The sequence below is a fragment of the Thiohalocapsa sp. ML1 genome, from assembly GCF_001469165.1.
In the GTDB taxonomy this organism is placed as follows: Bacteria; Pseudomonadota; Gammaproteobacteria; order Chromatiales; family Chromatiaceae; genus Thiohalocapsa.
The window spans coordinates 1-11738 of sequence record NZ_JABX01000083.1 but is presented as its reverse complement, the minus strand read 5'-3'; the positions used below and the strand labels follow the sequence as shown (position 1 = coordinate 11738).

Below are 11738 nucleotides of genomic sequence, written 5' to 3'. Positions count from 1 at the left end.
CCTCGACGCCGAACTGCTGCTTGAGCAGATCGATCTGCGTGCTCACCGTGCTCGGATCGGCGGTGTTGCCCTCGAACACCCGCACCGCCAATGGCTCGCCATCGGCGCCGGTCAGCAGGCCGATGACGATCTGCTGCTTGCCTTGCTTGCCATCGCGGTTGTAGCCGTAGTCGGCCAGTTCGTTGCACTCGCCTTCGAAATAGCTGGAGGTGACATCGTAGAGGACGATCGCCGGCGGCGCGCCGATGCGCTCCACGTAGCGCTTGTACAACTGCTGCTCGATGCGCGTTTGCTCCGCCTCCAGCCAATCGAGGGCGGCGTAGAGATCATTCTCATCGAAGGCTTCCAGGCCGAGGATATCGCTCACCGCATGCTGCGCCGACCAGCGCACGGCCGACAGCCGCGAGCCACCATGGGCGATGCGTGCCAACACCAAGAACAGGGCCAGGCGGCCCTCTTCGGACGGCCCCAGCACGCGCGCCATGCCCACCTGGTCGGCCAGCTGCTTCAAGGCGAACAAAACGCCGAAGATCTCGCCGCTGACCGCTTCCCCGTCCATGCCGTCGAAATCGCCCTTGAGCGCCTTGCGCAAGGCCTCGATGCGCTCGGGTGCCCAATGCGTGAGATTGGCGATGGTACGCGTCTTGACCTTGCCCTTGTCGCGATAGGACTCGCGCAGCAGAATCGCGGGTGGTGATTTGCGATTGGGCACGGTCGCAATGTACATGCGGAAAGCGTAGGAAATTACTCCTTCTTCGTCAAGGCCTATGCTTCATATTACATGCCTACATCCGTGATCCAGATCAAGCGCTTCTCGAATTATTTCAATGCCTTGGTCCAGGCGATGGCTAGAAGATCCGTCCGAGCGCCGCGAAGATCGCGAAGCTCACGACGCCGGCAATGATCCAAGTGATGGGCAAAACATATGCCGTGAGTCCATGGTGAGGTCCTTCGGGCCAGAACACTATGGCAAGTATGAGGCCAGAAAGCACGCTGATACCCGAAAGCAGGTACAGAAAAATTGTAAGCCCAGGGGCTCCTTCATTGCGCCGCCGCCGGGGCGGCCGTCGGCGCGGCAGCTTCAGCTTCGACCCGATGAATGCACGCTCCTCGGGCTTCATCCCCGTGACGTAGAAGCCTGCGAAATAGATCAGCGCCGCACCGCCGCCTTCCAGGATGATCCAGAGAAAACCATCCGCGCTCGGCTGTAGCTGGTCGAGCCCCCAGGCGACGCCCAACGCCGGCACCAGCGCCGGCAGCACCGGCCACAGCGCGCGGCGGAAGAAGCGCCACAGCGAGACGCCGCGCGCCCAGCAGGCACGCGGGATGATCACCAGCACCTCCACCGTGAAGGCCGCGATCAGCGTCGCCGCGGCGACGCCGTTCAGCCCGTAGTCCTGGATCAGGATCACCGACAGGATCAGATTCAGCGCTGCCGAGCCCGCCATCGCGAAGGCGACGAAGCGGTGCTGCCCGTTCATTGCCAGCACGTTGGCCGCATTGAGCTGGATGGCCGTCGATAGGATGGCGCCGAGCAGGAGCCGCAGTACCGGCACGGCCTCGGCGAAGTCCTCGCCCATCCACAGCAGGATGATGTCCTCGGCGTAGAAGAACAGCAGCGCGACGAAGGGCAGCGCGATGGCCATGCCGAAGCGCGTGCCGTCGAGCAGCACGCGGTCGATGGTCGCCTCGTCGCCGCCGCCGCGGGACTGCGCCACGAGCGGCATCAGCGCGTTCGAGAACTGCTTGTTCAGATAATAGGTGTATTCCGCAATCTTCGCGCCGATGGCATACACCGCCACCGCGGACAGCGACATGAAGGTCTGGATGACGGGCGGGTCGATGCGCAGGATGACCAGCACCGCGATGTTTGCGATGAAGAAATAGAACGAGAAGCCGAGCAGCTCCTTGACGCGGGTCCGCGAGAAGAGCCGCGGCGATACCGACAGCTTCGGCGTCAGCAGAAACGCCAGGATCATCGCGAGGAGCGGCCCGAGCAGCATCGTCGCCGCCGTGGAGAAGATCAGCGCGCGGATGCCGTAGCCCTGCTGGAGCAGCGTCACGATGAGCGCGGCGTTCAGCAACTGCATCGACATATCGATGCCGTTCACCACTGTCATGCGCCCGCTGCCGTTCAGCACCGCCTTGAACAGGTTGAGCGGCAGGTTGATGGCGACCACGCCGCCCAAGAGCCATAGCGCGAGCTGGAACCAGTGCCCCAGCTCCGGGCTCAGGTGAAACCAGTCAGCCGCATAGAGCGACACCACCGCGACCACCGCGATGCAGATGAGTCCGAGCCCGATGTACACCGCGAGCAGCGTCGCCAGCACCTGATTGCGACCGGCGTAGTCGCCGCTGCCATGGAACTCGCCCATGTACTTGTTCGCCGCCGTCGCGAAGCCCAGGTCCATGAGCCCGAACAGCGCGACGATGGAGAAGATCAGCGACCAGAGCCCGAACTGATCCATGCCGATCTTGCTGACGATGAACGGCGTCAGGAAGAACACGATCACCATCACCACGACGATGCGCAGGTAGCTGGTGAAGATGTTGATGATCCATCGCATGGTGTGGGGCTGGCGGCTAGGGGCTAGGGGCTAGGGGCTAGGTGCTAGGGGCTAGGGGCTAGGGGCTGGGGCCCGATCGGGATCGGGATCGCAATCGGCATCGCAATCGGCATCGAGAATCCGGCCTTGAGCATGATCCCGACCAGCGCCGCGGGCTCCGTGCGTAGCCAAGGATTCCAACCCTGGTGGCGTCATGCCAGGATCGCCTGACTGCGCAGGCGAGCGCTGCTGTGGTCGGAGTTTTGGTCGGGGCCGAGATCCCGCCGCGGCCGAATACTCCACCCCGGCCGATCTACCACAGACCCATCGGGGAAGCCCGGAGTATGCCAAAGCCGGGGCCAAAGATGTGTGCCTTGTTCGACGTTCGACTGCTCTGCCGCGGCAGGTCTCTGCGCGACACCGCGGGAGCGGTGTCACGAGCGGGATGAGTCAAGTCTCGACGGGGCGTCGGACCGGTCAGGCGCGTCGGGATCAGGGTCGGGGTCAGCAGGGTCGGGATCGGGGCTGGTTGCCGCAGGTCGTCGGGGTCGCGCGGGGCGCGGATCAGTCGCGCTGCTCGCGCCCGTGCCAGGCGCGGATGATGGCCACCGTGTCGCCTTCCAGTCGATAGCGGAGGAGGTAGGCGCCGCCGGCGAAGGGCAGGATCAGCTCGCGGCGCAGGCCGTCGCGCATCGGCCGCCCGAGCCGGGGGTGGTCGCGCAGCCGATTGGCCCCGGCGCGGATTAGGCGAATCGCCTTGCCCGCGGCGGCGGGGTTCTCGTCGGTGAGAAAGTCGAACAGACGCCGGATGTCGGCCTTGGCCTCGGGGAGCCAGATCAGCGCCATTCGCCGCGCTCGTCGGCAACGGCGGATTGGGGCTCTGCGGCACTCGCCTCTGATCCGGCGCCGGCGCTCTGCCGTCGGCGGACCAAGTGGTCGGCCTGCGCGGCGAGGCCGTCCATCCAGGCGAGCATGTCGTCGTGGTCGATGTGGGCGCCGGTCTCGACCCAGCGCTGCCAGCGCCGCTCGTCCTCGAGGCGCTCCTGCTCGATGCGCTCCTCGCGGTCGAGGAACTCGACAATGGCCGTTTTCATGAGCCAGTGCGGGGAGCGGTCGCGGGTCTCGCCGAGCTGCTGCAGGCGCGCACGGGTTTCGTCGTCGAGCTTGATGCCGATGGTCGTGGGCATACTTGGCGCCATCCTCGGGTTGCGATGAGCGCAACCTAACAGCGTGTTGCGATCAAAACAACCGGTTCAGCCCGTTCAGCGCCGCGACGCGGTAGGCCTCGGCCATGGTCGGATAATTGAACGTGGTCTCGGCGAAGTACTGGATGCTGTTGGCGGGCGGCGGCTGGCGCATGATGGCCTGACCGATGTGGACGATCTCGGAGGCCTGCTCGCCGAAGCAGTGGATGCCCAGGATCGCAAGCGTCTCGCGGTGGAACAGGATCTTCAGCATGCCCACGGTGTGGCCCGTGATGTGCGCGCGGGCGATGGCCTTGAAGTGCGCCTGGGCGACCTCGTAAGGCACCTGTTCCGCCGTGAGCTCGCGCTCGGTGCGGCCGACGGAGCTGATCTCGGGCACCGTGTAGATGCCGGTGGGAAACTCCTCGATGAGCTTCCAGTCGCACTTGCCGTCGGCGATGTGCGCGCCGACGAAGCGGCCCTGGTCGTAGCTCGCACTGGCCAGCGCCGGCGGCCCCGCCACGTCGCCGACGGCGTAGATGTGCGCCTGGTCGGTCTGGTAGCTCTCGTTCACCTCCAGTTGGCCGCGCTTGTTCGGCGCGAGGCCGATGTCCTCGAGCCCCAAGTCCTCGGTGTTGCCGGTGCGCCCGTTGGCCCACAGCAGCACGTCGGTCTTGAGCTTCTTGCCGGAGCGGCAGTGCAGCACCACGCCGTCGTCGGCGGGCTCCACGGCGTCGTAGGTTTCGTCGTGGCGAATGATGACGCCCTGCTCGCGCAGGTGGTACGACAGCGCATCGGTGATCTCGTCGTCCAAGAAGCTCAGCAGCCGGTCGCGGGTGTCGACCAGATTCACCTTGACGTCGAGATAGCTCATGATCGACGCGTATTCGCAGCCGATGACGCCGGCGCCGTAAATGGTCAAGCTGCGCGGCGTGTGTTGGAGCCCGAGGATGGAATCGCTGTCGAGCACCCGCGGATGCGTGAAGTCCACGTCCGGCGGGTGATAGGGGCGGGAGCCGGTGGCGATGACGATGTGGTCCCCGCGTAGCGCCTCGCTGGCGCCGTCGGGGCGCATCACCTTGACCACATGCGGGTCAACGAAGCGCGCGCGGCCGAACACGATCTCGACCCGGTTGCGCTGGTAGTAGCGGTAGCGCGTGCGCACCTGGTGGTCGATGGCGGCGTCCGAGGCCCGCAGCAGGTCCGGGAACTGCACGTCCACCTGGTCCAGCGTGTGGTGAAAGAGCGGGTTGCGGCGGTAGTCCGCGAGCATCTGGATGGAGTGGCGCAGCGCCTTGCTCGGGATGGTGCCCCAGTGCGTGCAGCCGCCGCCCACCTGGGTGTAGGCCTCGATCACGGCGACCCGCTGGCCCGCCTTGGCGAGCTTCATGGCCGCCCCTTCGCCGGCCGGTCCGGCCCCGATGATGATGCTGTCGAACGCGCGTACGGCCATGGTTACTGCTCACCCCCGGCAATCAAAGGGGGAGGTTAACACAGCGGTTGCGGGGCGCAGGCGGGCTGCGCCGGGGCGCCGCCGGCAACCACGGCCCGCGCCAGCTCGACCACACTGAGCGGCGAGGAGCCCTCCGCCTTGTTGTTGACGATGACGAAGACCTCCCGCCCATTGGCGAGCGCGGCGGCGACGAGCGCGACCACCGCGTGGCGGGTGTCCGGGTCCGGCTCCGCGAGCCGATCGAAGGGGCCATACAGGTCGCGCGCCTCCTCGTAGCCGCGGTTGCGGCGCAGCAGCCAGCGAATCACGAGCGGGCCGCTGTTCCCCGGCCCAAAACCCGGCTGGGTCGCGAACAGCTCGCCCTGCACCGGCACCGCCGGCAGGCGCGGATGGCAGGCGTAGGACGGCACGGCGCCCCCGTGGTGCAGCGCGGCGGCGAAGTCGGGCGTCAAGAGCGTTGCGTCGCGCAGCTCCACCGCGTAGGTCGGCCCCGCCGGCAGTCGCTTGAGGAATCGATACAGGTCCTCGGCGAAGCGGCGCGCATCGATGTCGCGACCCTGCGGCGGGAACTGGAACAGCAGCACGCCGGCGCGCTCACTCAAACCCTTTTGAAATGGCTCGACGGCCTCGCGCAGCGCGGTGGCGACATCGAGAAAGCCCGGGTTCGGCTGCCAGCGGCCTTCGCCGGCGCGCAGCCTGCGCTGCGTCACCGCCGCCGGCGCCTTCACCGGAAAGCGAAACTCCGCCGGCACCTGGGCCGCCCAGCGCGCCAGGCGCTGCGCGTCGAGCGGCGCGTAGAAGCCGCAGTCCACGCCCACGGTGCCGAACAGCGGGTGGCGGGCGTAGGCCGTGAGGCCGTCGCGGGACAGCACCGCCTTGCTGGCCGGCCCCGCGTAGACGAGCCCGGCCCAGCCGGGGAAGGACCAACTGGAGGTGCCGAGCCTGAGCCCCGTCGGCAGCGCGGCGGCGAGCCGCGCCAGCGCCGCCGGCGGCGCGGCGGCGGCGACGCCCGGCGCGGGGCCGGTGGCGCTGCTGCGATGCCGCGGCGGAGCGGGATCGGCGTCCGCGGGCGCGTCGTCGAACAGGCTGAGCTGACTCATGCCGCGGCAGGTGGGGCGGGCTCAGCGCCGGGCCAACAGCAGCACCTGGCCGTCGCGAATGACCTGGAAGCTGTCGATGCCGGTGCGCAGCGCCTGCCGCAGCGCGTCCAGCGAGCCGATCTCGTAGCCGTTGGCGCCGAGCAGCACGTCGCCTTCGCGCAGCCCCGCGAGCCAGGCGGCGCTGCCTGGGCGCAGCGGCCCCACCTGCACGACGCGCCGGCGCGCGTGCACGGACACGCGCACGCGCTCGCCGAGCAGCGCGCCGTCGAGCGCCGGATGCACGTCCTCGCCGTGCACGAAGTCGGCGAAGGGGTCCTCGATCTCGGCGTTCAAGGACAGGCGCCGGCCCTTGCGCAGCACGGTCAGCGCCAAACCGCTGCCGGCGCGCAGCAGGCCCATGCGCGTGCGCAGGTCCGCCGAGCTGCTGACCGGCTTGCCGTCCAGCGCAAGCACCAGGTCGCCGGGCAGCAGGCCCGCGCGGGCGGCGGCCGAGTCCGGCTCGACGCTGGAGATGACGGCGCCGTGGCGCACGTCGGTGCCGAGCGCGTCCGCCAGCTCCGGGGTCAGGTCCTGCGCGGCGGCGCCGAACAGCCCGCGGCGCACGGTGCCGTGCTCCAGGATCTGCTCGATGACGGCGCGGGCCATGTTGGTCGGGATCGCGAAGCCGATGCCGACGTTGCCGCCGCCGGGGGCGAGGATGGCGGTGTTGATGCCCACCAGCTCGCCCGCCAAGTTCACAAGCGGCCCGCCGGAGTTGCCGGGATTGATGGAGGCATCGGTCTGGATGAAGCTCTCGTAGCCCTCGATGCCGAGCCCGGTGCGCCCCAGGGCGCTGACGATGCCCGACGTGACCGTCTGCGCGAGCCCGAAGGGGCTGCCGATGGCGACGACGAAGTCGCCGACCTTGAGCGCGTCGGAGTCCGCGAGCGGCAGCGCCATCAGGCCGTCCGCCTTGGCCTGCAGCACGGCGATGTCCGTCTCGGGATCCGAGCCGATGAGCCGTGCGTCCACGCGGCGGCCGTCGTGCAGGGTCAGGCGGATCTCGTCCGCGCCCTGCACGACGTGATGGTTGGTCGCGATGATGCCCAGCTTGGCGTCGATGACGACGCCGGAGCCCAAGCTCTGGCTTTCGCGCTCCCGCGGGCGGCCCGGGATGTCGAAGAAGCGGCGGAAGAACGGGTCTTGCAGCAGCGGATGATCGGCGACGGCGAGCCGGGTCACCGTCGCGATGTTCACGACGCCCGGCATCGCGCGCTCCAGCATGGGCGCGAGGCTCGGCAGCGGCTCGCCGTCGACGGCCGCGGGGAGCGCGGCCGTTGCGGGCGGCAGCCACGGCAGCGCCGCGACGGCGAGCAGGGCGGCGGTGCAACATGGCCTCCACGCGCCGCGGCGGGCGGCGGGGGAGGTCGGCTTTGGGCGGTCGGCGTGTTTCGTCATCAGGTTTCCCGGTGCTCCGCTGCGGAAGTCCGTGAGAGGGGCTGCTTCGTTGTCGTTGGCCGGAGTGTCGGCCGGAGTGTCGGTCGGAGTGTCGGCCGGAGTGTTGACCTCCAGGTCAACACCGACCGAGCGCGATCCAATGATCTCGCGAATGCGTAGCCGACCTGGAGGTCGGCTCTCCGGCCAAGCGCCGGCCAAGCGCCGGCCAAGCGCCGGCCAAGCGCCGGCCAAGCTCTGGCCAAACTCCGGCCCGGCTCCGGCCAAGGTCCAAGCGCCAAGGTCGAAGCCAGCCCTCCTCGGCCCTCGGCCCTCGGCCCTTCCCCCCTGCTCATACCCCAGACGCCTCCCAGTTGCGAAAGGCCAAAAGCCAAGAAGACAGCCCCGGGTTGGTTGGGCCGCGGGCGCGCAGCAGCTCCGCAAGCTCGATGAGCAGGGCGCGAAGCGCTTGCGGCGCCGCCGCGCGTTCCGCGGGCGTGAGCCGGGCGGGTAGCCGCTCCGCCGGCAGCAGCGCCTCCGCCGCGAGCGAGCCGGCACCGGCCCACCAGGCGTTGCCGTCGAGGGCACGCCAGGCCGCGGCGGGGTCGGTGGCGAAGCTCTCCCGCAGTGCCGCCACCTCCGCCGCGCGCGGGTGGTCGATGTCGCGCAGCACCTCGGCGAGGCGCGCCAGCAGTGCACGGACCTGCTCCTGATCCGCCGCCTCGTCCCGCGGTGTCAGGCGATTGCGGTTGCCCCGTCGCCGCGCCATCAGCCCGGCTGCCTGAAAGCGCGCCGCACCGCCGCGTCGATGGCCGTCCTCTGCCGCTCGATGTCCGCCACCAGCGCGAGCTGGCGCCGGGCCTTGGTCAGGTTCTCGCCGCGGTGGCGGACCCGGAAGTAGCGGTCGCCTTGCAGATGGTCCGTCAGAAAGCGCATGCCCAGCTCGAAGGGAATCAGCCGAATGGCCGGGGCGATTAGGTCCACCTCCGCATCGCTCAGCAGCCCGGCAGCGGTCTCTGCATAGCCCGCGAGCAGCGCCTCGCCGAGCCCGAGATCGAAGCGCACGGAGCTCGCACCGGCCTCGCCGCCGCGGTTGCAGCAGGAGCGCAGGCAGTCGCCGAGGTCGTGATGCAGCAGACCGGGTTGCACCGTGTCCAGGTCGATGAGGCAGAGCGCCCGCTCGCCGGCGGCGTCGAATAGCAGGTTGTCGAGCTTCGGGTCGCCGTGGATCAGCCGCAGGCGCGTCACGCCGTGCGCCAGCGCGTCGTCGAGCACGCTGACGAGCCCGCGGCGGGCGTCGATGAACGCGAGCGCGTCCTGCACCTCGGCCGTCGACGTCGCGTTGGCCAGCGCCGCGTCCAGCGCGGCCAGACAGCTCGGCGTGTGGTGGAAGCCCGGCAGCGTGACTGCGAGCACGGCCGGGTCCAGCAGCGCGCCGAGCCGGTGGAAGCGGCCGAGCACCCGGCCGACCTCGGCGGCCTGATCGGCGTTGTCCAGCGCGCGCAGCGTGCGGCTCGGCTCGATCAGCTCCATGAGTCGCCACAGGTGGCTGTCGGCGTCGCGCACGTAGGCCAGCTCGCCGGCCCGCACCAGCGCCGGCAGCCGCACGCCGAGCTCGGGATGCTCGCCCGCGGCCACCGCGAGCGCGGACAGGTTGTCCATGATCCGCTCCGGTGCCGGGAACACGGCCCCATTGATCCGCTGGAGCACGAAGGCGCCGGCGGGCGTGTCGAGCCGGTAGCTGTGGTTGATGAGCCCCGCGCCGAGCGGCGCGGCGACGAGCGGCTCGGCAGCGTCGCCGAGAAATCGGCGCGCGATGTCGCGCAGCGCTGCCTGCGGTGGCATCGGGGGGCCGGGATCCTTCGGGTAGGACATGGCGCGGTTCTACCAGCGGCGATGCCGGGGAGCAACCGCGCCGGTGGTCGCTGCCAGGCGCAGCGTCGTGGCGATGCCGCCGCGAGCCCCGCAGGCCGGGCGTCCAAGGGCTCAATAATCGACAAAAACAGTCAATTGACTATTATCAATAGGCAACAGTTATCGATAGCGAAGCGACAAGCGATTGGATCAGGAAACAACCAACTCCTAGTATGCCTCCCGTGCATCAAGCACAAGGCCCTGAAATCAGCGCCAAGGGCTGAGGGCCCGAGCAGCGTTCCCTCGGCCCTCGGCCCTCGCCCCTTCCCCACTCGAGGTGTTATCACAATGGAAACCATGACCCAGACCGCCCCCGCCATGCCCCGTTTGAACGAGCCCGCGCCGGCCTTTGAGGCGCCGACCACCCACGGCGTCAAGAAGCTCGAAGACTACCGCGGCAAGTGGCTGGTGCTGTTCTCCCACCCCGCCGACTTCACGCCCGTGTGCACCACGGAGTTCATCGCCTTCGCCAAGCGCCACGCGGACTTCCAGGCCATCAACTGCGAGCTGCTCGGGCTCTCCATCGACAGCAACTATTCGCACATCGCCTGGGAGCGGAACATCAAGGAGAAGTTCGGCGTCGAGATCGGCTTCCCGATCATCGCGGACCTGTCGATGCAGGTGGCCCGGGCCTACGGCATGATCCAGCCCGGCGCGAGCGATACGTCCGCGGTGCGGGCGACCTTCATCATCGACCCCGAGGGCGTCCTGCGCGCGATGGTCTACTACCCGATGAGCAACGGCCGCTCCATCGATGAGTTCGTCCGGCTGGTCAAGGCGATGCAGACCTCCGATGAGCACAAGGTCGCGACCCCCGAGGCCTGGCAGCCGGGCGACAAGGTCATCGTGCCGCCGCCGGGCACGGCCGCCGCCGCCGAGGCGCGCGTCGACGAAGGCTATGAGTGCACGGATTGGTACTTCTGCAAGAAGGCGCTGTAAGGCGCCGGTGAGCGCTGCCGGCCGGGCCTCCCGCCCGGCGGTGCTCGGGGCCGGCTCGCCGCGTCCGCCGGGTCATGTTCGGCCCGGGATGCCGTGGGCCGGCGTGCCCTGATCCTTGCTAGTTCCACATTGCACCGCTGGACAGGTGGTGCCGCTGCCCCAATACTCCCCGCCGCCAGCAGGTGAATCCACCCAACGTAGCCAACGGGAGACCTCCCCCCATGCAAAAAGTCGTTTCGCTCGCCGCCCTGACCCTTGCCCTGGCCGCAGGCCATGTCGCCGCCGAGCCGCTGACCCCAGAGGAGCAGATCCTGACCCGCCAGGCGGGCTACAGCTTCATGTCCTGGAACATGGGCAAGATCAAGGCGAACCTGGACGGCGAGTTCAGCCCGACCCAGGTCTCCGCCGCCGCCAACGCCATCGCCGGCATCGCCAACTCCGGCATGGGCGCGCTGTATGGCCCCGGCACCGACAAGGACATCGGCGACGTCAAGACCCGCGTCAAGCCGGAGCTCTTCACCAACCAGGAGAAGGTCGGCGAGGTCGCGGTCGGGTTCATCGAGGCCGCCAACAACATGGCCGAGGTGGCCGCGATGGCGGAGAGCAAGGAAGACGTGCAGGAGGCCTTCGGCAAGCTCGGCGAGAGCTGCAAGGCCTGCCACAAGGAGTTCCGCAAGGACTGACCCGACGGCCGCAAGGTCGTCGCGAGACGCCCGCCCCGTGCGCTGCGCGGGGCGGGCGTTTTTCTGTGCGATGGCCGAGCCGGGCTTTGCCGGGCCGGGCCGGGCCGGGCCGGGCCGGAGAGCCGACCTCCAGGTCGGCTCGGCGCTTGCGATGTCCGTGCATCCCGCTCTGCCGCGGTGTTGACCTGGAGGTCAACACTCCGGTCAACACTCCGGTCAACACTCCAGTCAACGCCCGGCAACGCATCGGGTATTCGGGTCCGGGTATTCGGTTCAGACCACGATTACGACAACTACAACGACGGAAGCCCGGTTTCGGGAGCTCGGCAGCGAAGCACTTGCCGAGCCGGAGCCGAGCCGGGCCGGGCTTTGCCGGGCCGGGCCGGGCCGGGCCGGAGAGCCGACCTCCAGGTCGGCTCGGCGCTCGCGATGTCCGTGCATCCCGCTCTGCCGCGGTGTTGACCTGGAGGTCAACACTCCAGTCAACACTCCGGTCAACACTCCGG

Annotated in this window: 10 protein-coding genes and 1 pseudogene; 2 read left to right on the top strand and 9 right to left on the bottom strand. The window is 69.0% G+C overall.

The window, feature by feature from the left end:
• The 9 genes and pseudogenes from ML01_RS25940 to ML01_RS25900 form a co-directional block, all read right to left on the bottom strand.
• Positions 1-592, bottom strand: a pseudogene (locus ML01_RS25940) (IS1634 family transposase); the annotation flags it as partial.
• 256 nt (positions 593-848) lie between these two features.
• Positions 849-2567: an MATE family efflux transporter gene (locus tag ML01_RS25935; RefSeq protein ID WP_058558273.1), complete on the bottom strand. Its 1719-nt coding sequence runs from the start codon at positions 2565-2567 to the stop codon at positions 849-851.
• 543 nt (positions 2568-3110) lie between these two features.
• On the bottom strand, positions 3111-3392 hold the full coding sequence (locus ML01_RS25930; protein WP_058558272.1) for a type II toxin-antitoxin system RelE/ParE family toxin: 282 nt from the start codon (positions 3390-3392) through the stop codon (positions 3111-3113).
• On the bottom strand, positions 3383-3733 hold the full coding sequence (locus ML01_RS25925) for a CopG family ribbon-helix-helix protein (RefSeq protein ID WP_216819283.1): 351 nt from the start codon (positions 3731-3733) through the stop codon (positions 3383-3385). Before ML01_RS25925 ends, ML01_RS25930 begins: the two co-directional genes overlap by 10 nt.
• 52 nt (positions 3734-3785) lie before the next feature.
• The gene (gene sthA, locus ML01_RS25920; RefSeq protein ID WP_058558271.1) at positions 3786-5183 is read right to left on the bottom strand and encodes a Si-specific NAD(P)(+) transhydrogenase; all 1398 of its coding nucleotides are present in this window, start codon (positions 5181-5183) and stop codon (positions 3786-3788) included.
• A gap of 35 nt (positions 5184-5218) precedes the next feature.
• Positions 5219-6283: a DUF72 domain-containing protein gene (locus tag ML01_RS25915; protein ID WP_058558270.1), complete on the bottom strand. Its 1065-nt coding sequence runs from the start codon at positions 6281-6283 to the stop codon at positions 5219-5221.
• A 21-nt stretch (positions 6284-6304) separates the two neighbouring features.
• On the bottom strand, positions 6305-7720 hold the full coding sequence (locus ML01_RS25910) for a DegQ family serine endoprotease (RefSeq protein WP_082674690.1): 1416 nt from the start codon (positions 7718-7720) through the stop codon (positions 6305-6307).
• Positions 7721-8048: 328 nt separating this feature from the next.
• The gene (locus tag ML01_RS25905; RefSeq protein WP_058558269.1) at positions 8049-8465 is read right to left on the bottom strand and encodes a hypothetical protein; all 417 of its coding nucleotides are present in this window, start codon (positions 8463-8465) and stop codon (positions 8049-8051) included.
• Positions 8465-9571: a phosphotransferase enzyme family protein gene (locus ML01_RS25900; protein WP_254045400.1), complete on the bottom strand. Its 1107-nt coding sequence runs from the start codon at positions 9569-9571 to the stop codon at positions 8465-8467. Before ML01_RS25900 ends, ML01_RS25905 begins: the two co-directional genes overlap by 1 nt.
• 336 nt (positions 9572-9907) lie before the next feature.
• On the opposite strand from ML01_RS25900, the gene ML01_RS25895 reads away from it, so the two are divergent.
• The gene (locus ML01_RS25895; protein ID WP_216819282.1) at positions 9908-10549 is read left to right on the top strand and encodes a peroxiredoxin; all 642 of its coding nucleotides are present in this window, start codon (positions 9908-9910) and stop codon (positions 10547-10549) included.
• A gap of 221 nt (positions 10550-10770) precedes the next feature.
• Positions 10771-11232 carry a cytochrome c gene (locus ML01_RS25890; protein ID WP_058558266.1) on the top strand — a complete coding sequence of 154 codons (462 nt, stop codon included), beginning with the start codon at positions 10771-10773 and terminating at the stop codon, positions 11230-11232.
• Positions 11233-11738: the final 506 nt, after the last annotated feature.